Genomic DNA, 24,366 nt, shown 5'->3' on the forward strand with positions numbered 1-24,366 from the left:
ACCGGCTCCTTCGACACCTTGCGCGCCATCACGCTCGTGCAGGCAGGCCGTTTCGACGTGGCTGCCGGGACGCTGTTGGGCCTGGCCGGCACGGTGGCGGGCAGCGCAGACCTGATCAAGGCGGGCGCCGGCACCCTGCGCCTGGACAATGCCGGCAACACCTACCGCGACACGCGCATCTTGGCGGGCACACTGATTGCCAATGCAGGCTCGCTTCGGGGCAACGTCGACAACGGCGGCACACTCGTGTTCGAGCAACCGGTGGACGCAGCCTATGGTGGCGCGATCTCCGGCAACGGCGCGTTCATCAAGAACGGCGCCGGCACGCTGGGCCTGACGGGCGACAGTTCGGGCTTTTCCGGCAGCACCACGATCAATGGCGGCCGGCTGGCCCTGAATGGACGCTTGGGCGGATCGATCAGCATCGGTGCGGGCGGTGTGCTCGGCGGTTCGGGCACCATCGGCTCCGGCGCGGGCTCGACGGTCACGGTCGCGCCCGGCGGCATCCTGTCTCCCGGCAATTCGATCGGCACGTTGACCGTCGATGGAGATCTTGTGGTCCAGCCTGGCGCGCGCTTCGAGGTTGAAGCGAATCCCGCAGGCGCGGACGCCGATCTGGTGCGCGTCACCGGCAGCGCGGCGCTCAATGGCGGCTCGGTGGCCCATATCGGCGCTAACGGCAACTATGGATTGCGCTCCAGCTACACGATCCTCGCCGCGGATGGCGCGCTGTCGGGCGAGTTCGACGCAGTCACGTCCGACTTCGCCTTTTTGAAGCCGACGCTTGCCTACGACTATGACGGGCGGCGCGTCACGCTGGATCTGGCGCGCAACGATGAGGCCATGATTTCAGCCGCGGCCACGCGCAACCAGCGGGCTTCCGCGGGCGCCATCGACAGCATAGGCATTGCGCGCGGACATCAAGTCTACGACGCGATTGCCAAAATGCCGGACGACAAGGGGCTGCTTCGCTCCAGCTTCGACCAGCTGTCGGGTGAGATTCACGCGTCGGCCAAAACCGTGTTGCTGCAGGACAGCCGCTATGTGCGCGACGCGGTCGGCGAGCGCCTGCGTTCGGCTGTCGGGGGTGTCGCGGCATCCTCCGCGCCGGTTCTCGCTTCCGCCGGTAGCGGCCAGCGCCTGGCGCCGGCCACGGCCAAGGGGCCGGCCAGCTGGATCCAGGCCATGGGTTCCTGGAGTCATATCGATAGCGACGGCAATGCCGCGCGCGTCAAGAGCTCGACCGGGGGCTTTCTGATGGGAGCCGATACGCCTGTGTCCGATGCCTGGCGCCTCGGCATGATGGCGGGCTACAGCCGCACGGACTTCGATGTGCAGGACCGTGCATCGTCGGGGAACAGCGACAATTATCACCTCGGGGCCTATGGCGGCGGGCAGTGGGGCGCGCTGGGCCTGCGGGGGGGCGTGGCCTACAGCTGGCACGACATCACGACCCGCAGGTCGGTCTCCATCCCTAGCTTCACTGACCGGCTCAAGGCCAATTACGACGGCCGCACGGCGCAGGTATTCGCGGACCTGAGCTATCGCATCGATACGTCCTCGGTGTCCTTCGAGCCGTTTGCGAACGTGGCGTATGTCAATCTGAAGACGGACGGCTATACCGAGAGTGGTGGCGCTGCCGCTCTGCGCGCAAAGGGGCAGACTACCGACACCACGTTTACGACGCTGGGAACGCGCGCCTCGTCCAGCTTCGAGCTGGCCGGCGCGCAGGCTGCGGCGCGCGGATCGCTGGGCTGGCGCCATGCCTTCGGCGACGTCAATCCGGTTGCGGCGCAAACTTTGTCGGCCGGAAATTCCTTTACCGTGGCGGGGGTGCCCATCGCAAAAGACAGCGCCGTGATCGAGGCGGGCGTGGACGTTCAGATCACGTCGCGGGCGACTTTCGGTTTGTCCTATCAGGGCCAGCTCGCCAGCTCGACGCAGGACCACGGGGTCAGGGCCGGCTTGAACATCCGTTTCTGAGCCGCCTGCGCCGGGAGGGGCGGCGCCCGGCAGGCGCCGCCCAGGTCCATGGCGGCAGGCCGTGCCTGCCGCATGCAAATCTCCCTCCAAAAAAAAACCGCCCGTTTCCGGGCGGAGCAAAGGAACGCGGTTGAGGGCTCGCGGACGCGTCAGAGGATGCGTTTGCGGACCTGCGTAATGATGATTTCGGCCACCACGACCACTGCGAAGATGGCGGCCAGCACCAGGGCCACGCGGTCCCACTGGAACAGGTTCAGCGCCGTGTCCAGCGCCATGCCTATGCCGCCTGCGCCCACCAGCCCAAGCACAGCCGATTCGCGCACGTTGATGTCCCAACGCAGCAGCACGATGGACCAGAAGGCCGGACGGATCTGCGGCCAATAGGCATACCAGATTACCGATGCCTTGCTGGCGCCGGTGGCGGTGACGGCCTCGATGGGGCCGCGTTGCGCCTCTTCGATCGCTTCGCCCACCAGCTTGCCGACGAAGCCGATGGAGCGGAACGCAATGGCCAGCGTGCCGGCCAGCGCGCCCGGTCCGAAGATGGCGATGAACAGCAGCGCCCACACCAGCGAATTGACCGAGCGGCTGGAAACCAGGATCAACCTGGCCAGCATGTTGACGGTCTTGCTGGGCGTGAGGTTGTTGGCCGCCAGCAGGCCCACCGGCACCGCCATCACCACGGACAGGATGGTGCCCAGCGTGGCGATGTGCAGCGTTTCGATCAGCGCGCCGTGCACGCCTTCCGGGTAGTAAGCCCAGTCTATCGGCCACATGCGCTGGAACAGGTCGGCCATCTGTTCGGGCGCGTCGTACAGGAACTCCGGAATGATCTCCACGCCCCGGATGGCCTGCACAATGGCCGCGACCACCAGCAGGTAGAGCGCGAAGCGCAGCAGACGCTGGCCCATGCTGTAGCGTTGCCAGACGCGCGGCGAGCCTGCGGGGTTCAAGGTAGAGGCGTGGGCGTTCATTCGTCCACCTCCGCCCGGCGCTTGACGGCCGTCGTGCTGCCGCCGATGCCGCGGGCGCCGCTGAATCGGCCTTGCAGGATGCGCTCGAAGCCCAGGTTGTCCAGGAACACGGCGCGCACGAAGCCCGCCAGGATTTCGCCCAGCATGATGATGGCGATCAGGGTCAGCAGGATGGCGCTGACGAAGTCATAGTCGAAGCGCTGGAACGCCGAGAACAGCGTGCCGCCCACGCCGCCCGCGCCCACGATCCCCACCATGGTGGAGTTGCGCAGGTTCGAGTCGAACTGGTAAGTCGCAAAGCCGATGAAGCGGGCGAACACCTGCGGCAACACGCCGAAGATGATGACGTTCGCGAACGAGGCGCCCGTGGCGCGCACGGCTTCTACTTGCTTGAGCGAAATTTCCTCGATGGCCTCGGTGAATAGCTTGCCGATGAAGCCGACCGACGCGACCGTCAACGCCAGGATGCCGGCCAGCGCGCCGAAGCCCACGGCCTTGACGAACAGGATGGCGACGATGACGGGATGCAGCGCGCGGCACAGCGCCACGATGGCGCGGGCAGGCCAGGACACCCAGGTGGGCATCAGGTTGCGCGCGCCCAGCAGGCCGACAGGCAGCGCGATGATGATGCCAAGCACCGAGGCCAGCACCGCGATTTCCAGGCTTTCCGCGATGCCCTTCCACAAAGTGGCGGGCTTTTCGAAATTGGGCGGAAACATGCGCGCAAGAAACGTGGACGCGTGGCCCATGCCGGTTTCAAAGCGCGCCCAGCTGAAGTCCAGCTGCGCGCCGGCGTACAGCGTGTAGGCCAGGAGCAACAGCATCCCGGCCTTGGCGCGTCCGGACATGGCGAAGGGGCGGGCCCCTTTGGGTTGGATCATTCCAGCCAAGACTCGCCTCCGTAGATGGTCTTGAGCATGGTGGCGTCCAGTCCCTGGCCATCGCCGTCATAGACCACGTGTCCGCCGGACATGCCGACGATGCGGGTGGCGTAGCGGCGGGCAAGTTCGACATCGTGGATGTTCACGATGACGGGAATGCCCGTGGCATTGCCTTGCTCGGACAGCAGTTCCATGATTTCGACGGAAGTCTTGGGATCGAGCGAGGAGGTGGGTTCGTCGGCCAACAGGAGCTGCGGGCGCTGCATCAGTGCGCGGGCGATGCCCACGCGCTGGCGCTGGCCGCCCGACAAGGCGTCGGCGCGCTGATCGGCAAAGCCGGCCAGGCCCACGGTGTCCAGCAGCTTGTAGGCATGCTGGATGTCCTCGGGCTCGAAGCGGCGCATCCAGGCCTTGACGGCAGAGGTGTAGCCCAGCCGCCCGGTCAGCAGGTTTTCCATGACCGTCAGGCGTTCGACGAGGTTGTATTCCTGGAACACCATGCCGATGCGCCGGCGCGCGCGGCGCAGCGACGCGCCACGCACGCGGGCCAGGTCCACGGACCCATCCTGCGACTGGAGCACGATCTCGCCCTTGGTGGGTTCGATCAGCCGGTTGATGCAACGCAGGAGCGTGCTTTTGCCGGTGCCCGAGGGGCCGATGATCGCGGTCAGTCCTTGTCCCGCGATCTGCAGGTCGATGCCGTTGAGTACCGGCCGGCCGGCCCGGTATTCCTTCACCAGGCCGGAAATGCGTAGCGACGTCGTCATACGGAATTACTTCTTGCTCTTGGCGGATTCGCGGTCGTAGGCGGCACGGTTGAAGCTCTCGCCGCCGGATTCGGCGACCTGGCGCACGATGGCCCAATCCTTCTGGTAGGTAACCGGATAGAAGCGGTCCGCGCCGTCAAAGGCCTTCGACATTTCCGCCGGGAAGCGGTAGTCGTAGAAGCACTTGAGCATCTGGTCGCGGAACTTCGGCTCCAGGTCATGCGCATAGGCGAACGACGAGGTGGGGAACTTCTCGCTCTTGTAGATCACGCGGAAGTCGGCTTCCTTGACCTGGCCGCGTTCGACCATGCGCTTGAACACGTCCGACGCGACCGCCGCGGCGTCGTAGTCGCCGGAATTCACGCCCATGACGGATTGGTCATGCTTGCCGGAGAAAATGACCTTGTAGTCCTTGTCGGGGGTCAGGCCTTCCTTGGGGAACAGCGCGACAGGCGCCATGTGGCCGGAGTTCGACGAGGGCGCGGTATGCGCGAGCTTCTTGCCCTTCAGGTCGGTCAGCTTCTGGTAGGGGCTGTCTTTCTTGACGATGACGATCAGGTTGTAGCCCTGGAAACCGTCGGCGTAGCCCTTGACGGCGAACGGCACGGCGCCCGCGATGTTCACCGCGAAAGCCGTGGGGCCGGTCGAGAAGCCGCCGACGTGCAGGCGGCCCGAGCGCATGGCTTCGATTTCGGCGGCGTTGCTTTGCACCTGATAGAACACCACGCGCTTGCCCGTGCATTCGGACAGGTGCTTGGTGAAGGGCTTGAAGATGTCTTCGTAGACCGCCGGGTCTTCCACCGGGGTGTAGGTGAACACCAGGGTGGAGGGCGTCTTCAGCTTGGCCGGATCGGTGGGCGTGTCGGCCACCAGATCCTTGTTGGCGTCGCAGTACATCTGGTCCAGGTCGCCGCGGTTGGCGCAGGTGTCGGCGGCTTGCGCGGCGGACGCTCCCAGGGCGAAGGCGGCCAGCGTAGCCGCTTGAAGCAGGCGCAGAGCTTGCATCTTGTGTCTCCTCTTTCTTTGTTTGTGTGACGTGTCACTTAATTCAACCTGAATTCAAACATGGAAGAGGAGGGGACGCACTCGGGAAAGTCCCTGCCTTTCTTTTCGTCTTTTGTTCGTTTTGTTCGTTTGATGTTCTTTTTTGCGCGAAATTCGGCCGTTCAGCTGCGATAGCCCAGTTTGCGCGAGATTTCCTGCGCGCAGGCCAGCAGCGGTCGGGCGATGGCGCCATCCCAGGCTACGTCGAACAGCCCCGTGGGGCCCAGGCTGGTCAGGGCGAGGGCGATATTGCCGGTGTTGTCGAAGACCGGCACCGATAGCGCGTCCACGCCCGGCAGCGGATTGCCCAGCGCGCGCGCCATGCCGTGCACACGGATGTCGGCCAGCTGCGCCTCGATATTGGCGCGCGAGGCCTTGCGCGGCGGCGGCATGCTGGCGATGACGGCGGTATCGCCTTCTTCGCGCGCGATGTAGTGTTCGCTGACCTTGGGTGGTAGCCAGGCCGCGAATACCAGGCCGGTGGCGGTATGCAGCATGGACATCACTGTGCCCTTGCGCATGTTCACGTGGACCGGGTAGCTGGCTTCGGTCATGTGGATCATGGTGGGGCCGTGCGAACCGAGCACGGCGATGCCCAGGGTGTGGCCGATCTCCGACTGCAGCTTGGCGATTTCCGGCATGGCGACGCGCACCGGGTCCAGGCGTTGCAGGCTGACCAGCCCCATTTGCAGCGCGAAGGGGCCGAGTTCGTACTGCCCGGTGATGGCGTCCTGCTGCACCAGGCCGACGCGGATGAAACTGACCAGGTAGGGATGCGCCTTGGCCGAGGTCATGCCGGCCCCGGCCGCCAGGTCGCGCAGGGTCAGGGGCTTGCCGGCGTCGACCAGGGCGGCCAGCAGCGGCACCCCGACTTCGATCGACTGGATGCTGCGGCGGCCGTCGTTTGCGGCCGTGGATGAAGCGGTATGGGATGTCGCCACGGTATGCGGACCTCAGGCCGGCTGTGCTTGGGAGGACCGCGCTGCGAGCAGCCGGTCGGCCATTTCCACGAAGCCCGCGCCGCCATGGTAGGCGGCGACGAAGGCGGGGCGGTGCGTCAGGCGGTGCAACTGGGCCTGGATGTTGGCCACGCCGACCGAAATCGGGAAGTAGGCGAACATGGGCTCGTCGTTGGGAGAATCGCCGATGAACAGGGTGCTGTCCAGGGCGGTCGCCACGTCCGCGCCGAATTCGCGCTGGAACATGGTGCGCGTCATGGTGAGCTTGTCGTAGTCGCCGAACCAGCCGTTGACGTGGATGGAGCTGACTTTGGCCTGGGCGCCGGCTTCTTCGAAAATCTGCACGATCCGGGTGATCGCCGTATCGGGCAGGGCGGGCACATCCTCGCAGAAATCGATGGCCAGGTCGGCCACCCGGTAGTCCTGGTCGCTGGCCACGGCGGCGCCGGGGACTTCAGCCAGGACGCGGTCGCGGATGGCGTCCAGCTTCCTGCGGCTGGCCTGGCGCGAGGCGGCATCCGTCCAGTAGTGCGTGGTCATGCGGCGGGCCTGGCGGTCATAGGCGTAGTAGAACGCGCCGTTCTCCCCGACCACGGCGCGCACCGGCCACATGCGGGCGATGTGGTCGCACCAGCCGGCCGGACGGCCGGTGATGGGCACGACCTGGATACCGGCCTGTTCCAGGCGCTCCAGCGCCGCGTAGGCGTCGGCCGGCAGGCGGCCTTCGGTGGTCAGCGTGTCGTCGATGTCGGTCAGCACGACGCGGACGGCCGCCGCGACGGTCAAAGGCATGGCCGCAAGGGCTTGCATGTGGGGTTTCCTTGGCTGGATTTTTAAGGGGTGGTCTCCGGGCGAAAGTTTACCGGACGCCCCCGGCTGGCGGGGCCTGCGGGGCCGTATAGGGCTTCCGCCTCGAGGGGCGGTAAAATCCGGGCTTTCCCGCCTGGTTTACGTGCCTGCCATGTCCGTCCAGTTGTCCCCTTTGCCCGGCTCCGAGCCGGAATCCTTCGGCATCGCTTCGGTTGCCGAGATCATCGCCGAGCTGCGCGCCGGCCGTATCGTCATCCTGGTTGACGAAGAAGACCGTGAAAACGAAGGCGACCTGGTCATGGCCGCCGAATTCATCACGCCTGAAGCCATCAACTTCATGGTGACGCACGGCCGAGGCCTGGTCTGCCTGACCCTGACCGAAGACCGCTGCCGCCAATTGGACCTGCCCTTGATGGCGGCCCGCAACGGCACGCGTTACGGCACCAACTTCACCCAGTCCATCGAGGCCGCCGAAGGCGTCGAGACCGGCATTTCGGCCGCCGACCGCGCCCGCACCATCCAGGTGGCGGTGGCGCGCGACGCCAAGCCTTCGGACCTGGTCCAGCCCGGCCACATCTTCCCGGTGCGCGCGGTGCCTGGGGGCGTGCTGGTGCGCGCAGGCCACACGGAGGCGGGTTGCGACCTGACCGCCATGGCCGGCCTGACGCCCGCCGCCGTGATCTGTGAAATCCTCAAACCCGACGGCACCATGGCCCGCCTGCCGGACCTGGTGCAGTTCGCCCGCGAGCACGGCCTGAAAATCGGCACCATCGCCGATCTGATCCAGTACCGCAGCGAACACGAATCCATCGTCAAACGCGTTGGCAAGCGGACCATGCAGACGGCGTGGGGCGAATTCGAGGCCGTTGCCTACGAAGACGCCGCCACCGGCTCCGCCCATTTGGCGCTGGTGCATGGTAACGTGACTCCCGACGCCGAGACGCTGGTGCGGGTGCACGAGCCGGCCTCCGTGCTGGACGTACTGGACACTGGCGCCAGCCCGCACAGCTGGGGGGTGGCGCAGGCCCTGCAGGCCATCGCGGCCGCGCCTGCCGGGGTGCTGGTGCTGATGAACTGCCAATCGTCCACGGAACATCTGTTTGGCCAGATCGCCGGCTGGAATGACCCGAAGGCGCAGGCCGACCAGGGCAAGACCGACCGTTACGGCCTGCGCACCTACGGAATTGGCGCGCAGATCCTGCGTGACCTGAACGTGGGCCAGATGAAGCTGCTGGCCCGGCCCCGCAAGATGCCCAGCATGGCGGGCTTCTCGCTCACCATTACGGGTTACGATTGCGACCCTCCGAATACTCCCGCAACACACTGAAGGCCGACATATGAACCCTTACATCCTTACCCCCGACCTGAACGGCGAAGGGCTGCACATCGGCATCGTACGCGCCCGCTTCAATGAGGAAATCGGCCAGGCCGAACTCGAGGCGTGCCTGAAGGAACTGGCCGAACTGGGCGTGGACGAGCGCGACGTGATGGTCGTCACCGTTCCGGGCGCCCTGGAACTGGGCGTGGCCCTGTCCCATATGGCCGAAACGTTTGAATTCGACGCCCTGATCGCGCTGGGCGCGGTCATCCGCGGCGAAACCTATCACTTTGAAGTGGTCAGCAATGAAATGGCCACGGCAATCACCCGTATTTCCCTGGAAACCGGCATCCCCGTCGCCAATGGCGTGCTGACCGTCGATACCGACGAGCAGGCGCAGGCGCGCGCCGCCGGCAAGGGCCGCGATTGCGCCCAGGTCGCCGTTGAAATGGCCAACCTGGTAGCGGCCCTGGAACCCGAGGAAGACGACGAAGACGACGAAGACGACGAAGACGAGGACGAAGATTTTGACGACGAAGAAGACGACGACCAGCGCTGATAGCGCGGCGCAGGCTCGCGCCAACGCGCGCAGCGCGCGCCGCCGCGCACGCGAATTCGCCCTGCAGGGCGTGTACGCGTGGCTGCTGCGCGGCGGCGAAGGCACGCAGGACGCCGGCGAGATCGACGCCCATCTGCGCGACACCGAGGATTTTTCCGAGGCCGACGCGCAGTGGTTCAAGACCTTGCTGCATGGCGTTCTGCGCGAAGCGCCCACCCTGCGCGAGCGTTTCACGCCCTACGTCGACCGCCCGCTGGCCGAACTGTCGCCTGTCGAGCATGGCATCCTGCTGATCGGCAGCTTCGAACTGATTCATCACGTCGAAGTGCCCTACAAGGTCGCCATCAATGAAGCCGTCGAACTGGCCAAGTCGTTCGGTGGCACCGACGGCTTCAAGTTCGTCAATGGCGTGCTCGACAAGCTGGCTGCCGACGTGCGCGCGCACGAGGTGAATAAGAGGTAGCCCCCCCGAAGCGCTGCGCGCTTCCCCCTCCGGGGGGGCGCCGCTGCGGACCGGCGGGGCCGGATCCGCGCGGCCCCGTTTTGATGGGACCACCTCTTTCTTGCCAGAGGCAGAGCGGGCGGCCTCTCCCGTTGTATGAGAGCGCCGCATGATTTGTGGGGTGTAAGCCCCGTGGGATTCAATGCCGGCCAGCAGCGCCGGACTGCGGAGTTGCCTTGGCGTCCGAATTTGATTTGATCGCGCGCTATTTCACCCGCGCGGCCCCCACGGGCTTGCTGGGCGTGGGCGATGATTGCGCCCTGTTCCCGGTGCCGCCCGGCGAGCAGGTGGCTACCAGCACGGACCTGCTGCTGGAAGGCCGCCATTTCTTTCCCGACGTGGATCCGAAGGCGCTGGGGCACAAGGCCCTGGCGGTGAACCTGTCCGACCTGGCGGCGATGGGCGCGCGTCCCATCGGGTGCGTGCTGGGCCTGGCCTTGGCGCGGCTGGACGAGCCCTGGCTGGCGGCGTTTGCGGAAGGCTTTCATGCGTTGGCGGCCGCTCATGGCTGCCCGCTGATCGGCGGCGACACCACGCGCAGCGCGCATGATCTTGCCATCAGCGTCACCGTGTTCGGCGCGGTGCCTGCCGGACAGGCCTTGCGCCGCGACGGTGCGCAGGCTGGCGACGACATCTGGGTTTCGGGCGAGTTGGGGGCGGCGGATGTCGCCTACCGGCTGCTGGACGGGCAGTATCCCGCCAATCCGGCCATGCTCGCGGCAACGCGCGGCGCGCTGGAATGGCCGCAGCCGCAAGTGGCGCTGGGTCTGGCGCTGCGCGGCGTCGCCCACGCGGCCATCGACATATCCGACGGCCTGCTTCAAGACCTGAACCACATCCTGGACGCCAGCCGCCTGGGCGCCACGCTGCACTACGCGCAGATGCCCGTGGCCGGGGCCCTCGCATCGCTGGACGAGGCGCTGCTGCGCCGCGCGGTGCTGGGCGGCGGGGACGTCTACCAGCTATGCTTCACCGCGCCCGCCTCCCGGCGCGACGCGGTGCTGGCCGCGGCAGCAACGGCCGGCGCGCGCGTGACCTGCATCGGGCAGACGCAGGCGCAGGCCGGCTTGGCGGTACTCGACAGCCAGGGCCAGCCTTTGGCCGAGCTGCCCGCCGGATTTGATCACTTCCCCGCGGCCTGATCCTCCGCGCTTTCATCCCTGAACCATGGCTCCGACCGACACCCGTCCCACCTCCATGCGCGACCGCGCCCGGACCGCATACCCGTCCTTGTCCTGGGTCTGCCGCGATCCGGGCAGGCTCATCGCGTTCGGGTTCGGCAGCGGCCTGATCCGGCCGGCCTCGGGCACCTGGGGCACTCTGCTGGCCTGGGCGATCTGGGTCGCCGCGGCGCCCGCGGCGTCGGATCTGGCGATCGGCGCGTTCCTGGCCTTGGCGTTTCTGTACGGCTGCTGGGCTTGCCATCGCGTGGGCCGTGAACTCCAGCAATCGGATCATGTCGGAATGGTCTGGGACGAGATGGTGGCGTTCTGGCTGGTGCTGTGGCTGACGCCGGCCGGCTGGTTGCCGCAGGCGCTGGCGTTCGTGCTGTTCCGCACGTTCGACATTGTCAAGCCGCCTCCCATCAAGTTCTTCGACGCCCATATCAAGGGCGGTTTCGGCGTGATGTGGGACGATATCGTCGCGGCGGCATACGCCTTGCTGGTCATGGCGCTGGTCGTGCGCACAGGAGTCTTGGGATGAGCGGACAACAAGAAAGTACCCGGCCCAATCTGTCGGCCGAACAACTGGCTCAGGCCACGTCGCTGGCGTTGGCCGAGCGGCTGGGCGAGACGTTGCGGCGCAAGGGCTGGATGCTGGGCACGGCCGAATCCTGCACGGGCGGCCTGCTGGCCGGAGCCATGACGGCGGTGGCGGGTTCCAGCGATTGGTTTGAACGCGGTTTCGTCACCTACAGCAATGAGGCCAAGGTGTCCGAGCTGGACGTATCGCCCGACGCCTTGCACCATTTCGGCGCCGTCAGCGAGCCGGTTGCGCTGGAGATGGCCAATGGCGTCCTGCTGGCATCCCCTGCCGCGCACGTGGCGGTGTCCACGACCGGCATCGCAGGCCCGGGCGGGGCAACGCCCGGCAAGCCGGTGGGCATGGTGTGCTTTGGCTTCGCGCTGCGCGCTGGGGAGGGCATCAGCAGCCGCGCCGTGACGCATGTGTTTCCCGGCGACCGCGCGCAAGTGCGCCAGGCGGCGGTGGATTACGCGCTGCGCGGGTTGCTGGAATTGCTGGGCGCGTCCGTCAACCGGCGCTAAAGAAGAACCGCATGGCGGCAGGGGGGCAAGCCCCCATGCCGCGAAGATCAGCGCACCGCGTTGATCGCGTCGCGCAGGCCCTTGGCGGCTTCGCCGGCGGCTTCACGCCAGTCATCGCCACCGCTGGCGTAGATGATGGCGCGGGACGAGTTGATCATCATGCCGTTGCGGGCGGCGTTGGCGCCCGCGTTCACGGTGGCGGTGATGTCGCCGCCCTGGGCGCCGATGCCGGGCACCAGCAGGGGCACCGCGTCGCCGATGCGCTGGCGCACGGCGGCGAGCTCATTCGGGAAGGTGGCGCCAACCACCAGGCCGCATTGGCCGTTGGCGTTCCATTTGTCGGCGACCAGGCCCGCGACGTGCAGATACAGCGGCTCGCCATTGTCCATGTTCAGGAATTGCAGGTCCGAACCGCCCGGATTCGAGGTGCGGCACAGCACGATCACGCCGCGGTCGCGCCAAGCCAGGTACGGTTCGACCGAATCCAGGCCCATGTAAGGGCTGACCGTCAGCGCATGCGCCTGGTAGCGTTCGTAGGCTTCGCGGGCATAGTTTTCGGCGGTGGAGCCGATATCGCCGCGCTTGGCATCCAGCACGATAGGCAGGTCCGGATGCTTTTCGCGGATATGCAGGCACAGCGCTTCCAGCTGCTCTTCGGCGCGATGGGCGGCGAAGTAGGCGATCTGCGGCTTGAAGCTGCAGGCGTAGGGCGCCGTGGCGTCCACGATGTCGCGGCAGAACTGGAAGATGGCGTCCGGCTTGTCCTGCAGCTCGCGAGGGAAGCGCTGCGGATCGGGGTCCAGCCCGACTTGCAGGAGCGAGTTGCTGGTGGTCCAGGCGTGTTCGAGTTTTTGCAGGAAATTCATGGGAGTTCAGTGCAGTTTGACCCGCGGGCGCGTGCGCCGCATGAGCAGGCGGGCCAGGGCAAGGGAGGCGGTACGCGAGATGCCGAGCACCGCTTTGTGGTGCATCAGGTGCAGGCTCATGTACATCAGGCGTGCCAGTGTACCGCTTACGAACAATCCCCGTCCGGCAAGCTTGCCCATCAGGCTGCCCACGCCGGCGTCCTGACCCAGCGACACCAATGAGCCGTGGTCCTCGTAGACATAGGGTCCGGTGGGTTCGGCGGCATGGCGCAGGCGCGCGGTGAGCTTCTTGGCGAGGTAGTCGGCTTCCTGGTGCGCGGCCTGGGCCCGGGCGGGGACGGTGCGGCCCTCGCGCCAGGGCGCCGCGCAGCAATCGCCCAGGGCCAGGATGTGCGGATCGGCGGTTTCCAGCCGTTCGTTGACTTCCAGCTGGCCCACCTTGTTCAGCGGCAGGTCCAGGTCGGCCAGCAGAGCGGGGCCTTGTATGCCTGCCGCCCACATGCACAGCTGGGCCGGGAATTCGCGGCCGTCGGCCGTCTTGACGCTGTCGGCGGTGACCTCGGACACCCGGCAGGACGTTTCCACCCGGATGCCCAGCTCGGTCAGGCGATTGGTGGCCGCCACCGAGATTTTCTCGGGCAGGGCCGACAGGATGCGAGGCGCGCCCTCAACCAGCGTAATGGCCAGATCGCGTTCGGCGCGGAAATTGGGCAGGCCGTAGGCGCTGACCACATGGCTGGCCTCGACCAGTTCCACGGCCAGTTCAACGCCGGTGGCGCCGCCTCCCACGATCACCAGGTCCAGCCGGGCCGAGGGATTGCGGACTTTGGCGAGGTCGACCTGCGCCATGGCCTTGAGCATGGTCAGGCGGAATTGCTCCGCGTTTTCCGTGGAGTCCAGCGTGACCGCGTGTTCGGCCGCGCCGGGCGTATTGAAGAAATTGGAGGTGCTGCCCAGGGCCAGCACCAGGGTGTCGTAGGCGAGTTCGCGGCGTGGCAGGACTTCCAGGCCCTGGGCATCGTTCACGGCGTCCAGCGTGATGCGGCGCTGCTCGCGGTCGACCTGTTCCAGGCGGCCCTGCGCGAACGAAAACCCGTTCATGTGGGCCAGCATCAGGTAGGACAGGCCTTCCTGGTGGATGTCCAGCGTGCCCGCGGCCGCCTCGTGCAGCGAAGGCTTCCAGATATGGAAGGGGCGGCTGTCGACCAGCGTAATGTGCTGGCGGCCATGCACGCGGCCGAGCTTGGCGGCCAATTCCAGGCCGCCCGCGCCGCCGCCGACGATGACAATGCGCTCAGTGGAGTCGGGCGTCGATCTAGGCATCATGGCTTCCAGTATAAGTAGCGTCGCATCTCCGGGGAGATGACCAGCCGTGTCAATGCATGACGAAACGGCTGATGGCAACGCCCACCCAGACCGTGCCGGCGAAGATCAGCAGCAGCATCACGGCGGCGCTGCCGAGGTCCTTGGCGCGCCCCAGCAGCGGGTGCGACTCGACCGACAGCGCATCGGCCAGCGCTTCAATGGCGGAGTTCAGTAGCTCTGCCGCCAGCACCATGATCACCGTGCCCACCAGGAAAAACACTTCGACCGTCGTCCGGCCGAGGAAGAACGCTGCCGGGATCATCAAGACGGCCAGGGCCAGTTCCTGGCGGAAGGCCGCCTCGTACTTGATTGCGGCCTTCAGGCCCTGCAGGGAGTAGCGCAGCGCGTTCAGGATGCGACGCAGGCCGCCGGTGCTCTTGTAGGGCGAATGATGCGGATTCGGTGACATGGGTGCGGAAAGTGGGCTGGGTGTGGCGGCTTTTTAACAGATAAGCATTGCCCGTGAGGGTATCGCGCGCGTCTTTGGGCAAACCCTAATTGTGACGCATCACCGGTCGGCGCAAGATTTTGGTCAATTGGTAAGGCCACTTTACCTTTTGGCTCGATCCTCACCTTTCTCCTGCAGTCCATGCCTATCCAGACCATCGAACCTCGCCGCCTGTACCGCCAGATCGCCGACCAGCTGCGGTTGCTGATCGAGGCGGGCGAGTTTCCGGTTGGCGCGCGCCTGCCGCCCGAACGCGACCTTGCGCTCAAGCTCGGCGTGTCCCGCCCATCCGTGCGCGAAGCCCTGATCGCGCTGGAGGTGGAGGGCTGGGTGGAAGTCCGCATGGGTTCAGGCGTCTATGTGCAAAGCCTGGCCGGGGCACCGCGCGCCAGCCTGATGGCCGAGAGTCCCCTGGAAACCATACGTGCCCGCCAGGTGATCGAGGGCGAACTGGCCGCGCAGGCCGCGCTGCGCAACACACCCGCGCTGGTGGACGGCTTGGCCGAAGCGGTCGGGACCATGGAAGACGAGGCGCTGGCCGGCAATGTGCCCATTCGTGGCGACCGCCTGTTCCACTTGCGCGTCGCCGAGATGGCCAACAACGCCGTGCTGGTGCGCGTCGTGAGCGAGCTGTTCGACGAACGCCACAACCCCTTGTCCGTGAAGTTGGGCGACTACTTCGAGAATCCCGCGAGTTGGGCTTGCGCCATCGCCGAGCACCGCAAGGTGATCGACGCCATCCGCGCAGGCGACGATCGCGGCGCGCGCGCCGCCATGCACCACCATCTGGCCTGCTCCCACGATCGCCTTACCGCCAGTTGGCCCGGCGCCGATGCGCCCGTCCAGCAACTCGACAACCGGGAGCAGCTGGAACCATGAGCATCGCCCGCGGATGCCGCCCGCTCGGAACGCCAAGGAGGAAGTCGCCATGACGCTGGCCTGTCGTATCCACGGGGCGCGGGACCTGCGCCTGGAACCGGATGAGGTCGCGCCGCTGGCGCCGCACGACGTGGAATTGAGACTGGGCGCTGCGGGCATCTGCGGATCCGATTTGCACTATTTCCTGCATGGCCGCGTGGGCGCCTTCGTCATCCGCGAACCCCTTATCCCCGGCCACGAGGCGTCGGGCGTCGTCCTGCGGATCGGCGAGGCCGTGCGCTCGGTGGAGCCGGGCATGAGGGTCGCCATCAACCCTTCCCATCCTTGCGGCGGCTGCGATTACTGCCGCGCCGGCCGCGACAACCTGTGCCGCAACATGCGCTTTCTGGGCAGCGCCAGCATCTATCCCCATGTGCAAGGCATGTTTCGCGAACGCTTCGTAATGGGCGAGCGTCAGCTCACGCCGGTGCCGGAAGCAGACGTGTCGCTGGGCGAGATCGCCTGTGCCGAGCCGCTATCCATCGGCCTGCATGCGGTCAATCGAGCCGGGCCGCTGATGGGCAAGAGCGTGCTGGTGACGGGCGGCGGCACCATAGGCTGCATGACCGTGCTGGCCGCCAGGCTCGCGGGCGCGGCGCGCGTGACCGTGATGGATGTGGCGAACCGGCCGCTGGACATGGCACGCAGGGTCGGCGCCGACGAGGCCTTGCGCAGCGACCTGCTCGCGCCAGCCGAACTGGCCGATATCGCCGACGTCAGCATCGAGGCCGCAGGCAGCCCCGCGGCACTGGCGACCTGCCTGGGAGCGACGCGGCGCGGCGGCCGCATCGTGCAAGTGGGAACCTTGCCCGCCGAGGGCATCGCGTTTCCCGCCAATAACATCATGGCGCGGGAGCTCGACTATGTCGGCGCGTTCCGCGCGGGCGAGGAGTTCGATTGGGCGGTCTCTTACCTGCGTACGCGCAAGGTGGACGTGCGGCCCCTGATGAGCGCGCAGTTGCCGTTGTCGCGGGCATTCGAGGCCTTCGAGCTGGCGGCGGATCGCAGTCGCAGTACCAAGGTGCAACTTGTAGTTGAAGCATGACCCGCAGGCGGCCCGGCAAGGGCTGCCAGACCGGCCATCCGAAAAACAACGAGGAGACGACATGAACCTAGGCAACGCCGTCAAGGCGCTGGTTGCCGCCCTGGCGCTCGCCGCCAGCGGTAGCGTGCTGGCGCAGACCAAGCTCAAATGGGCCCACGTGTACGAGACATCCGAACCCTTCCATACCGCTTCCGTCTGGGCGGCGCAGGAGATCGGCAAACGCACCAATGGCCGTTACCAGATCGACGTGTACCCCGCTTCGCAGCTGGGCAAGGAAAACGACATCAACCAGGGCCTGACCCTGGGCACGGTGGACATGATCATTTCGGGGTCCAGCTTCGCGGCCAAGAGCTTTCCCCGCATCGGCGTCACCTACTACCCCTATATCTTCCGCAATCCCGAGCACCTGATCGCCTACACCAAGAGTGACATCTACAAAGAGCTCACGCGGGGCTACGACGAAAAGAGCGGTAACCATATCGTCGCCACCACCTACTACGGCACACGGCAGACCACGTCCAACCGTCCCTTCACCAAGTGTTCCGAAATGAAGGGGCTGAAGATCCGCGTGCCCGATGTGGCCGCCTATCTGGCCATGCCGCGTGCCTGCGGAGCGAACACCGCGCCGATCGCCTTCGCCGAGGTCTACCTGGCTTTGCAGAACGGCACCGTGGAAGCGCAGGAGAATCCGCTTACCACCATCGAGGCCAAGAAGTTCTACGAAGTGCAGAAGAACATCATTCTCACGGGCCACATCGTCGATCACCTGAACACCGTCATCTCCGGCAAGTTGTGGAAGAGCCTGTCCGACGAGGACAAGAAAATCTTCGCCGAAGTGGCGCAGCAGGCGGCGGAGAAGGCGTCCGCCGAGGTCGCGGAAAGCGAGAAAAAGATGGTCGAGGTGTTCCGCAAGCGCGGCCTGAACGTGGCGGAAGTGAACGTGCAGGATTTCCGCGACACCGTGCTGGAGAAAGTGCCGTTCAAGCAATACGGCTACGAAAAATCGGATTGGGAACGGATCCAGGCCGTGAAGTGAGCGCGCCCGGGGCCGCTCAGGCGGCTCCGCAGCGCCCCGTCCGATTGCGCACAAGGGGAACGCCATGCATTCCGATGCCAAGGCCGCCGTCATGGCGGCCGCCAGCACCAATCCTGTCCGGCCCGCCGGGCAACAGCCCCCGCCGGCCACGGCGGAGGATATCGTCCATAGTTTCGAGGAGGCAGACCACCACGAGGTCAGCCTGGCTGGCTACCAACCCGAGGACTGGATCTGCCTGGGCATATTCTGGGCGATGGCCCTCCTGGTCTTTCTGCAGTTCTTTTCGCGCTACGTGCTCAATGACTCCTACGCATGGACCGAGGAGCTTGCCGTCTACTGCCTGATCGGGGTCGTTTTCATCGGGTCGGCCATGTGCGTGCGCACCTGTCGCCACATCCAGGTGGACTTCCTGTATCGCTACCTGCCGCGCCCCGTCGGCCGCGCGCTGGCCACCGTCATCGATCTGCTGCGCACGGCGTTCTTCGGCTATGCGGTGTGGCTGACGTACCGCTACATCACCCTGGTGGGCGACGAACCCATGACCACGCTTTTCTGGAACAAGGCCTACGTCTATTGGATGGCGCTGGCGGGCTTTGTCCTGATGTTCCTGCGTTCCGTGCAGGTGTCGATGTGCAATTGGCGCCAGGGCTACTCCATCCTGGAAAACCCCGCGGCCTACGAGTCGCAGGACTAGCCGGGACAGCACCCGGAATCCGACAACGACAACCGGAAGCGAGACATGGGCATACTGATCGGGACCTTTCTTCTGTTGATGATCTTTGGCCTGCCGGTGGCGGTGGCCATGGCGGGCGCGTCGCTGCTGTTCGTGCTGATCTCGGGCAGCGTGCCCGACGTGGTGGTGGCGCAGCGCATGATTGCGGGCGTGGAGTCATTTCCGCTGCTGGCGGTGCCGTTCTTCATCCTGGCCGGCAACCTGATGAACATCGCCGGCATTACCGGCCGCATCTACAACTTCGCCGTGGCGCTGGTGGGCTGGATGCGCGGCGGGTTGGGGCAGGTGAACATCATCGGCTCGGTGGTGTTTGCCGGCATGTCGGGCACCGCCATCGCCGATGCCGCGGGCCTGGGCACCATCGAGATCAAGGCCATGAAGGACCATGGCTATGAAACCGAGTTCGCGGTGGGCGTGACGGCGGCCTCGGCCACGCTGGGTCCCATCATTCCGCCGTCGCTGCCTTTCGTCATCTACGGCATGATGGCCAATGTGTCCATCGGTTCGCTGTTCCTGGCCGGCCTGATTCCCGGCGCGGTCCTGACCGTGCTGATGATGCTGACCGTGGCCTACTACGCGCGCCGCAACAACTGGGGCGGCGACGTGTCCTTCGACTGGAAGCGGCTGGGGGGCGCCACGCTGGAAGTCGGCATCGTGCTGGCGTTCCCGCTGGCGATCTGGCTCATGACTTTGGCCGGCATGTCGGCCAACCTGGCCGCGGCCATCGCCTTTGCCGTCTTGCTGGCGCTGGACTGGCGCTACAACTTCTCGGCGGTCATGGCGTTGATGGCGCCTGTGATCCTGATCGGCGGGATGACGCTAGGCTGGTTCACGCCCACCGAGGCCGCCGTGGCCGCGGTGATATGGGCGTTGTTCCTGGGGCTGGTGCGTTATCGCTCCATGACCTTGCGCACGCTCGCCAAGGCTACGTTCGACACCATTGAGACCACCGCGTCGGTGCTGTTCATCGTGACCGCCGCCTCGGTGTTCGCATGGCTGCTGACCACCACCCAGGCCGCGCAGGCGCTGACCGACGGCATTCTCAGCGTCACGCAGAACAAGTGGGTGTTCCTGCTGATGGCCAACGTGCTGATCCTGATCGTGGGTTGCTTCATCGACACCATCGCCGCGATCACCATTCTGGTGCCGATCCTGCTGCCCATCGTGCTCAAGCTGGGCATCGACCCGATCCATTTCGGCCTGATCATGACGCTGAACCTGATGATCGGACTGCTGCATCCGCCCATGGGCATGGTGCTGTTCGTGCTGGCGCGCGTTTCGAAATTGTCGGTGGAACGGACCACCGTTGCGATCCTGCCCTGGCTGGTGCCGCTGTTCCTGGCACTGATTGCCATCACCTACGTCCCGCAGATCACGCTCTGGCTGCCCACCGTCATGGGCATGGCCAAGTAAAAAAGGAAAACGTCATGACTGGAAGGCTGCAAGGCAAGATCGCCATCGTCACCGCCGCAGGCCAGGGCATAGGCCGCGCCGTGGCCGAGGCGTACGTCCGCGAAGGCGCCGACGTGCTGGCGCTGGATATCAATGGCGAGGCGCTGGAGACGCTGGCGGGATGCCGGCGGCGGACGCTGGACGTGACCGACGCCGGCGCGATCGGCGCGCTGGCCGCCGAGGCGGGGCCGGTGGACGTGCTGTTCAACGGCGCCGGCTTCGTCCACGCCGGGACCATTCTGGACTGCGACGAAAAGGCCTGGGACTTCTCGTTCGAATTGAATGTGAAGTCGATGTATCGCATGATCCGCGCCTGCCTGCCCGGTATGCTGGCGCGCGGCGGCGGCTCCATCGTCAACATGGCCTCGGTGGCTTCCAGCATCAAGGGCGCGCCCAATCGCTGCGTCTACGGCGCCACGAAGGCGGCGGTGATCGGGCTGACCAAGTCCGTGGCCGCGGATTACGTGGGCCAGGGCATACGCTGCAACGCCATCTGCCCGGGCACCGTGGAGTCGCCTTCGCTGCGCCAGCGCATCGAGGCACAGGCGCAAGCCGGCGGGCAGACGCTGGCCTCTGTCGAGGCCGCCTTCGTTGCCCGTCAGCCTATGGGGCGCATTGGCAGCGCGGAGGAAATTGCCTTGCTGGCGGTGTATCTGGCCAGCGACGAATCCGCCTTCACCACCGGCACGGCGCAGGTTATCGACGGCGGCTGGTCGAACTGAATACTCACAACACACATGAGGAACATACGATGAAATTGTTGCGCTATGGCGCGAAAGGCGCGGAGAAACCGGGGATGCTGGACGCCAGCGGGCAGGTGCGGGACTTGTCGGCGATCGTGCCGGACATTGCCGCCGCCATGCTCACGCCTGCCGGGCTGGCGCCGCTGCGCGAGCTGGACCCGGCCAGCCTGCCATTGGTGGATCGGCCGGGCCGCCTGGCCCCGCCATGGAGCGGCATGGGCAAGTTCATCTGCATCGGCCTGAACTACGCCGATCATGCGGCCGAGTCCGGCTTGCAGGTGCCGGCCGAACCGGTGATTTTCATGAAACCTACCTCGGCTGTGGTGGGCTGCAACGATCCGGTGGTGTTGCCGCAGGGCTCCGTCAAGACCGACTGGGAGGTCGAACTGGGCGTGGTTATTGGCGAGCGGGCCCGTTACGTCAGCGAAGCCGATGCCATGCGCCACGTGGCCGGTTACTGCGTGGTGAACGACGTGTCCGAGCGCGAATACCAGATCGAGCGCGGCGGCACGTGGGACAAGGGCAAGGGCTGCGACACCTTCGGCCCGGTTGGCCCTTGGCTGGCCACCGCCGACGAGATCGCCGATCCGCAGGCGCTGGGCATGTGGCTCGATGTCAACGGCAAGCGTTATCAGAATGGCAGTACCCGCACCATGGTGTTCGGCGTGGCGCAGCTGGTGTCGTACGTAAGCCGCTTCATGACCCTGTACCCGGGAGATCTGATCAGCACCGGCACGCCGCCGGGCGTGGGCATGGGGCAAAAGCCTACGCCCGTGTACCTGAAGGCGGGAGACGAGATGCGGCTGGGCATCGAGGGGCTGGGCGAGCAGCGCCAGCGCGTCCACGCCTGGGATCCTTCGCTGATCGACGGTTAGCGGCGCGCGCGCCAGGAGCCATCCATGTCTGAAACCGATACCGCGGTCATACGCATCCACCCGGCGGACAATGTGGTGATCGCCAGGCGCCAGCTGGCCGGCGGCACACGCCTGGCCGGCGAGAACGTCACGGTGCGCGGGCTGGTGCCGCCTGGGCACAAGGTGGCCACGCGCGCTATCGCCGCCGGGGAGCCTGTACGCCGCTACAACCAGGTGATCGGCGTGGCCCGCTGCGACATCGCGCCGGGTTCGCACGTGCACACGCAGAACCTGGAGTTCTCCGACTTCGAGCGCGACTACGCCGTGGGCGCCGAAGCGTGCGCCACCGATTACGTCGAAACGCCGGCGCAATTCGACGGCATCTTGCGGGCCGACGGCCGCGTGGCCACCCGCAACTACATCGGCATTCTCACCAGCGTGAACTGTTCCGCCACGGCTGCGCGCGCCATCGCCGACCATTTCCGCCGCGACATCCACCCCGACGCGCTGGCTGCCTATCCGAACGTGGACGGCGTGGTGGCGTTGACCCATGGCGCGGGCTGCGCCACCGGCAGCGAAGGCGAGCCGCTGCGCGTGCTGCGTCGCACGCTCGGCGGCTACGCCAGGCATCCCAATTTTGCGGGCCTGCTGGTGCTGGGCCTGGGCTGCGAAACCAATCAGATCGGCGGCCTGATGGAGCAGGAAGGGCTGCGCGAAAACGGATTGCTGCACACCTTCAACATTCAGGAGACCGGCGGCACGCGCAAGACGGTGGAGCACGGCATCGCACTGGTCCAGGCCATGCTGGCGCAGGCCGATCGCGCGCGCCGCCAGCCCGTCCCTGCAAGCAGGCTGACCGTAGGCCTGCAATGCGGCGGGTCCGACGGTTATTCGGGCATCAGCGCCAACCCCGCGCTGGGCGCCGCCGTGGACCTGCTGGTGCGCCACGGCGGTACCGCCATCCTGTCGGAGACGCCGGAGATCTACGGCGGAGAGCATCTGCTCACGCGGCGCGCCGCCACGCCCGAGGTCGCGGCCAAGCTGCTGGCGCGGCTGCGCTGGTGGGAGGACTACTGTGCCCGCAACGATGCCGAAATGGACAACAACCCTTCGGCCGGCAACAAGGCGGGCGGGCTGACCACCATTCTGGAGAAGTCGCTGGGCGCCATCGCCAAGAGCGGCACGACCCGCCTGGCGGACGTGTATGAGTATGCCGAGACAGTCCGCGAGCGTGGGCTGGTATTCATGGATACGCCAGGCTACGACCCGGTTTCCGCCACCGGCCAGGTCGCCGGAGGCGCCAACCTGATCTGCTTCACCACCGGCCGCGGCTCGGCCTATGGTTGCGCGCCCGCGCCGTCGTTGAAGCTGTCGACCAACACGGCCTTGTGGCAGCGGCAGTCCGACGATATCGACATCAATTGCGGTGAAGTGGTGGACGGCGCGCAGAGCGTGGCCGAGATGGGCGAGCGCATATTCCGCCTGATGCTGGAAACGGCCTCGGGACGGCGCACGCGCAGCGAGGAACACGGCTACGGCCAGAACGAATTCGTGCCTTGGCAGCTGGGCGCGGTGATGTAGGCGTCCGGCTCCCGCCAGGAATTTTCAGCCTTACACAGGACCATTCATGAAGATTATCCAAGCGCGCGTCATCGTCTGCAGCCCGGGCCGCAACTTCGTCACCTTGAAGATCGAGACCGATGAAGGCCTGTACGGCATCGGCGACGCCACGCTCAACGGGCGCGAGCTGGCCGTGGCGGCCTACCTGACCGAACACGTGATTCCCTGCCTGATCGGCCGCGACCCGCAGCAGATCGAGGACATCTGGCAATACCTGTACCGTGGCGCGTACTGGCGGCGCGGACCGGTCACCATGTCCGCGATCGCCGCCGTGGACACGGCGTTGTGGGACATCAAGGCCAAGGCGGCGGGCATGCCGCTGTACCAGTTGTTGGGCGGCAAGAGCCGTTCGGGCGTCATGGTCTACGGCCACGCCAATGGCCGCGACATCGATGAAACCGTGGACGAGGTGCTGCGCTATCGCGAAATGGGCTACCTGGCCATCCGCGCCCAGAGCGGGGTGCCTGGGCTGAACTCGGTGTACGGCGTAGGCCGTGGCCGCATGTTCTACGAACCGGCCGACGCCTCGCTGCCTTCCGAGCACGACTGGTCCACGGAGAAATACCTGGACCATGCGCCGCGCCTGTTCCAGCGGGTGCGTGATGCGGTCGGTTGGGAGACCCATCTGCTGCACGACGTGCACCACAGGCTGACGCCCATCGAAGCCGGCCGGCTGGGCAAGTCGCTGGAACCGTACCGCCTGTTCTGGATGGAGGACGCCACGCCGGCGGAAAACCAGGAAGCCTTCCGCCTGATCCGCCAGCACACCGTCACGCCGCTGGCCGTGGGCGAGGTCTTCAACACCATCTGGGACTGCAAGGATCTGATCGAACACCAGCTGATCGACTACATCCGCGCCACGGTGGTGCACGCGGGCGGCATTACGCATCTGCGCCGCATCGCCGATCTGGCCTCCCTATACCAGGTGCGCACCGGCTGCCACGGCGCCACCGACCTGTCGCCTGCCTGCATGGGCGCGGCCCTGCATTTCGACCTGTGGGTGCCCAATTTCGGCATCCAGGAGTACATGCGGCACACTGACGAAACCGACGCAGTGTTTCCCCATGCTTACAGCTTCAGCCAGGGCATGCTATACCCTGGCGACGCGCCGGGCCATGGCGTCGACATCGACGAAAAGCTCGCCGCCAGATATCCCTACCAACGCGCCTACCTGCCAGTCAACCGGCAGGCGCATGATGGCGCACTATGGCACTGGTAATCC

General features: G+C 66.2%; 25 protein-coding genes. 16 read left to right on the top strand and 9 right to left on the bottom strand.

What is annotated here, in order from left to right; genetic code table 11:
* Window positions 1-1,983: autotransporter domain-containing protein (locus VCS63_RS17775; protein ID WP_323880549.1), on the top strand; the 1,983-nt coding region annotated here is incomplete at its 5' end.
* A gap of 149 nt (window positions 1,984-2,132) precedes the next feature.
* Here VCS63_RS17775 and phnE (VCS63_RS17780) read toward each other — a convergent pair.
* From phnE (VCS63_RS17780) to VCS63_RS17805, 6 genes are all read right to left on the bottom strand, one after another.
* Window positions 2,133-2,957 carry a phosphonate ABC transporter, permease protein PhnE gene (gene phnE / locus VCS63_RS17780; protein WP_042795123.1) on the bottom strand — a complete coding sequence of 275 codons (825 nt, stop codon included), beginning with the start codon at window positions 2,955-2,957 and terminating at the stop codon, window positions 2,133-2,135.
* A complete protein-coding gene (gene phnE / locus VCS63_RS17785; RefSeq protein ID WP_063642817.1) occupies window positions 2,954-3,838 on the bottom strand; it encodes a phosphonate ABC transporter, permease protein PhnE in 885 nt (294 codons plus the stop codon). Before phnE (VCS63_RS17785) ends, phnE (VCS63_RS17780) begins: the two co-directional genes overlap by 4 nt.
* Window positions 3,835-4,605, bottom strand: a complete 771-nt coding sequence (gene phnC / locus VCS63_RS17790) for a phosphonate ABC transporter ATP-binding protein (RefSeq protein WP_042795121.1) — start codon at window positions 4,603-4,605, stop codon at window positions 3,835-3,837. The genes phnE (VCS63_RS17785) and phnC overlap by 4 nt, the downstream gene beginning before the upstream one ends.
* 6 nt (window positions 4,606-4,611) lie before the next feature.
* A complete protein-coding gene (gene phnD, locus VCS63_RS17795; protein ID WP_063642816.1) occupies window positions 4,612-5,610 on the bottom strand; it encodes a phosphate/phosphite/phosphonate ABC transporter substrate-binding protein in 999 nt (332 codons plus the stop codon).
* 161 nt (window positions 5,611-5,771) lie between these two features.
* On the bottom strand, window positions 5,772-6,590 hold the full coding sequence (locus VCS63_RS17800; RefSeq protein ID WP_063642815.1) for an IclR family transcriptional regulator: 819 nt from the start codon (window positions 6,588-6,590) through the stop codon (window positions 5,772-5,774).
* Window positions 6,591-6,602: 12 nt separating this feature from the next.
* Window positions 6,603-7,418, bottom strand: coding sequence for an HAD-IIB family hydrolase (locus VCS63_RS17805; RefSeq protein ID WP_042795119.1), 816 nt, complete (start codon window positions 7,416-7,418; stop codon window positions 6,603-6,605).
* A 151-nt stretch (window positions 7,419-7,569) separates the two neighbouring features.
* Here VCS63_RS17805 and ribBA point away from each other — a divergent pair, with 151 nt between their 5' ends.
* The 6 genes from ribBA (at window position 7,570) to VCS63_RS17835 (ending at window position 12,064) form a co-directional block, all read left to right on the top strand.
* Window positions 7,570-8,745, top strand: coding sequence for a bifunctional 3,4-dihydroxy-2-butanone-4-phosphate synthase/GTP cyclohydrolase II (gene ribBA / locus VCS63_RS17810; protein ID WP_323880551.1), 1,176 nt, complete (start codon window positions 7,570-7,572; stop codon window positions 8,743-8,745).
* A 10-nt stretch (window positions 8,746-8,755) separates the two neighbouring features.
* A complete protein-coding gene (gene ribH, locus VCS63_RS17815; RefSeq protein ID WP_323880553.1) occupies window positions 8,756-9,295 on the top strand; it encodes a 6,7-dimethyl-8-ribityllumazine synthase in 540 nt (179 codons plus the stop codon).
* Window positions 9,264-9,758 (top strand): transcription antitermination factor NusB, encoded by a 495-nt coding sequence (nusB, locus tag VCS63_RS17820; protein WP_042795114.1) that lies wholly within the window; start codon window positions 9,264-9,266, stop codon window positions 9,756-9,758. The genes ribH and nusB overlap by 32 nt, the downstream gene beginning before the upstream one ends.
* 215 nt (window positions 9,759-9,973) lie before the next feature.
* Entirely contained in the window at window positions 9,974-10,939 is a 966-nt protein-coding gene (gene thiL, locus VCS63_RS17825; protein WP_323880554.1) for a thiamine-phosphate kinase, read from the top strand.
* Between the two features lie 55 nt (window positions 10,940-10,994).
* Window positions 10,995-11,501, top strand: a complete 507-nt coding sequence (locus VCS63_RS17830; protein ID WP_175200875.1) for a phosphatidylglycerophosphatase A — start codon at window positions 10,995-10,997, stop codon at window positions 11,499-11,501.
* Window positions 11,498-12,064 (top strand): CinA family protein, encoded by a 567-nt coding sequence (locus VCS63_RS17835; RefSeq protein WP_063642813.1) that lies wholly within the window; start codon window positions 11,498-11,500, stop codon window positions 12,062-12,064. Before VCS63_RS17830 ends, VCS63_RS17835 begins: the two co-directional genes overlap by 4 nt.
* A gap of 47 nt (window positions 12,065-12,111) precedes the next feature.
* On the opposite strand, the gene pyrF is transcribed toward VCS63_RS17835, so the two are convergent.
* From pyrF to VCS63_RS17850, 3 genes are read right to left on the bottom strand one after another with little or no spacing between them, the layout of a single operon-like run.
* Entirely contained in the window at window positions 12,112-12,930 is an 819-nt protein-coding gene (pyrF, locus tag VCS63_RS17840; RefSeq protein WP_042795111.1) for an orotidine-5'-phosphate decarboxylase, read from the bottom strand.
* Between the two features lie 6 nt (window positions 12,931-12,936).
* A complete protein-coding gene (locus VCS63_RS17845) occupies window positions 12,937-14,256 on the bottom strand; it encodes an NAD(P)/FAD-dependent oxidoreductase (protein ID WP_063642812.1) in 1,320 nt (439 codons plus the stop codon).
* 49 nt (window positions 14,257-14,305) lie between these two features.
* Window positions 14,306-14,704, bottom strand: a complete 399-nt coding sequence (locus VCS63_RS17850) for a diacylglycerol kinase (RefSeq protein WP_042795109.1) — start codon at window positions 14,702-14,704, stop codon at window positions 14,306-14,308.
* A gap of 180 nt (window positions 14,705-14,884) precedes the next feature.
* Between VCS63_RS17850 and VCS63_RS17855 the strand changes: the two genes are divergently transcribed.
* The 9 genes from VCS63_RS17855 to manD all read left to right on the top strand — a co-directional run bounded on the left by VCS63_RS17855 (window position 14,885) and on the right by manD (window position 24,363).
* Window positions 14,885-15,622 (top strand): FadR/GntR family transcriptional regulator, encoded by a 738-nt coding sequence (locus tag VCS63_RS17855; RefSeq protein ID WP_042795108.1) that lies wholly within the window; start codon window positions 14,885-14,887, stop codon window positions 15,620-15,622.
* Window positions 15,623-15,671: 49 nt separating this feature from the next.
* Entirely contained in the window at window positions 15,672-16,706 is a 1,035-nt protein-coding gene (locus tag VCS63_RS17860; RefSeq protein ID WP_323880556.1) for an L-idonate 5-dehydrogenase, read from the top strand.
* Between the two features lie 61 nt (window positions 16,707-16,767).
* Window positions 16,768-17,742: a sialic acid TRAP transporter substrate-binding protein SiaP gene (locus VCS63_RS17865; RefSeq protein ID WP_042795107.1), complete on the top strand. Its 975-nt coding sequence runs from the start codon at window positions 16,768-16,770 to the stop codon at window positions 17,740-17,742.
* Window positions 17,743-17,806: 64 nt separating this feature from the next.
* Complete coding sequence (locus VCS63_RS17870) at window positions 17,807-18,436, top strand: TRAP transporter small permease (RefSeq protein ID WP_323880558.1); 630 nt, start codon at window positions 17,807-17,809, stop codon at window positions 18,434-18,436.
* A 45-nt stretch (window positions 18,437-18,481) separates the two neighbouring features.
* Window positions 18,482-19,888 (top strand): TRAP transporter large permease, encoded by a 1,407-nt coding sequence (locus VCS63_RS17875; protein ID WP_063642811.1) that lies wholly within the window; start codon window positions 18,482-18,484, stop codon window positions 19,886-19,888.
* Window positions 19,889-19,902: 14 nt separating this feature from the next.
* Window positions 19,903-20,649 carry an SDR family oxidoreductase gene (locus VCS63_RS17880; RefSeq protein WP_076815469.1) on the top strand — a complete coding sequence of 249 codons (747 nt, stop codon included), beginning with the start codon at window positions 19,903-19,905 and terminating at the stop codon, window positions 20,647-20,649.
* Window positions 20,650-20,678: 29 nt separating this feature from the next.
* Window positions 20,679-21,545, top strand: coding sequence for a fumarylacetoacetate hydrolase family protein (locus VCS63_RS17885; protein ID WP_042795105.1), 867 nt, complete (start codon window positions 20,679-20,681; stop codon window positions 21,543-21,545).
* 24 nt (window positions 21,546-21,569) lie between these two features.
* Window positions 21,570-23,105 carry a UxaA family hydrolase gene (locus VCS63_RS17890; protein WP_164793018.1) on the top strand — a complete coding sequence of 512 codons (1,536 nt, stop codon included), beginning with the start codon at window positions 21,570-21,572 and terminating at the stop codon, window positions 23,103-23,105.
* Between the two features lie 46 nt (window positions 23,106-23,151).
* The gene (gene manD, locus VCS63_RS17895; protein ID WP_042795102.1) at window positions 23,152-24,363 is read left to right on the top strand and encodes a D-mannonate dehydratase ManD; all 1,212 of its coding nucleotides are present in this window, start codon (window positions 23,152-23,154) and stop codon (window positions 24,361-24,363) included.
* The last annotated feature ends 3 nt before the right edge of the window (window positions 24,364-24,366 follow it).

Source organism: Achromobacter sp. D10 (assembly GCF_035282245.1).
In the GTDB taxonomy this organism is placed as follows: Bacteria; Pseudomonadota; Gammaproteobacteria; order Burkholderiales; family Burkholderiaceae_B; genus Achromobacter; species Achromobacter insolitus.

What these genes read in the sequence shown, in the direction of transcription:
- pyrF (WP_042795111.1), bottom strand. Translation starts at nt 12,930, where the DNA reads ATGAATTTCCTGCAAAAACTCGAACACGCCTGGACCACCAGCAACTCG.
- VCS63_RS17835 (WP_063642813.1), top strand. Translation starts at nt 11,498, where the DNA reads ATGAGCGGACAACAAGAAAGTACCCGGCCCAATCTGTCGGCCGAACAA.
- phnE (WP_063642817.1), bottom strand. Translation starts at nt 3,838, where the DNA reads ATGATCCAACCCAAAGGGGCCCGCCCCTTCGCCATGTCCGGACGCGCC.
- phnC (WP_042795121.1), bottom strand. Translation starts at nt 4,605, where the DNA reads ATGACGACGTCGCTACGCATTTCCGGCCTGGTGAAGGAATACCGGGCC.
- VCS63_RS17880 (WP_076815469.1), top strand. Translation starts at nt 19,903, where the DNA reads ATGACTGGAAGGCTGCAAGGCAAGATCGCCATCGTCACCGCCGCAGGC.
- phnE (WP_042795123.1), bottom strand. Translation starts at nt 2,957, where the DNA reads ATGAACGCCCACGCCTCTACCTTGAACCCCGCAGGCTCGCCGCGCGTC.
- ribH (WP_323880553.1), top strand. Translation starts at nt 8,756, where the DNA reads ATGAACCCTTACATCCTTACCCCCGACCTGAACGGCGAAGGGCTGCAC.
- VCS63_RS17850 (WP_042795109.1), bottom strand. Translation starts at nt 14,704, where the DNA reads ATGTCACCGAATCCGCATCATTCGCCCTACAAGAGCACCGGCGGCCTG.
- VCS63_RS17830 (WP_175200875.1), top strand. Translation starts at nt 10,995, where the DNA reads ATGCGCGACCGCGCCCGGACCGCATACCCGTCCTTGTCCTGGGTCTGC.
- phnD (WP_063642816.1), bottom strand. Translation starts at nt 5,610, where the DNA reads ATGCAAGCTCTGCGCCTGCTTCAAGCGGCTACGCTGGCCGCCTTCGCC.
- manD (WP_042795102.1), top strand. Translation starts at nt 23,152, where the DNA reads ATGAAGATTATCCAAGCGCGCGTCATCGTCTGCAGCCCGGGCCGCAAC.
- ribBA (WP_323880551.1), top strand. Translation starts at nt 7,570, where the DNA reads ATGTCCGTCCAGTTGTCCCCTTTGCCCGGCTCCGAGCCGGAATCCTTC.
- VCS63_RS17890 (WP_164793018.1), top strand. Translation starts at nt 21,570, where the DNA reads ATGTCTGAAACCGATACCGCGGTCATACGCATCCACCCGGCGGACAAT.
- VCS63_RS17805 (WP_042795119.1), bottom strand. Translation starts at nt 7,418, where the DNA reads ATGCAAGCCCTTGCGGCCATGCCTTTGACCGTCGCGGCGGCCGTCCGC.
- VCS63_RS17885 (WP_042795105.1), top strand. Translation starts at nt 20,679, where the DNA reads ATGAAATTGTTGCGCTATGGCGCGAAAGGCGCGGAGAAACCGGGGATG.
- VCS63_RS17865 (WP_042795107.1), top strand. Translation starts at nt 16,768, where the DNA reads ATGAACCTAGGCAACGCCGTCAAGGCGCTGGTTGCCGCCCTGGCGCTC.
- VCS63_RS17860 (WP_323880556.1), top strand. Translation starts at nt 15,672, where the DNA reads ATGACGCTGGCCTGTCGTATCCACGGGGCGCGGGACCTGCGCCTGGAA.
- VCS63_RS17870 (WP_323880558.1), top strand. Translation starts at nt 17,807, where the DNA reads ATGCATTCCGATGCCAAGGCCGCCGTCATGGCGGCCGCCAGCACCAAT.
- VCS63_RS17875 (WP_063642811.1), top strand. Translation starts at nt 18,482, where the DNA reads ATGGGCATACTGATCGGGACCTTTCTTCTGTTGATGATCTTTGGCCTG.
- VCS63_RS17855 (WP_042795108.1), top strand. Translation starts at nt 14,885, where the DNA reads ATGCCTATCCAGACCATCGAACCTCGCCGCCTGTACCGCCAGATCGCC.
- VCS63_RS17845 (WP_063642812.1), bottom strand. Translation starts at nt 14,256, where the DNA reads ATGATGCCTAGATCGACGCCCGACTCCACTGAGCGCATTGTCATCGTC.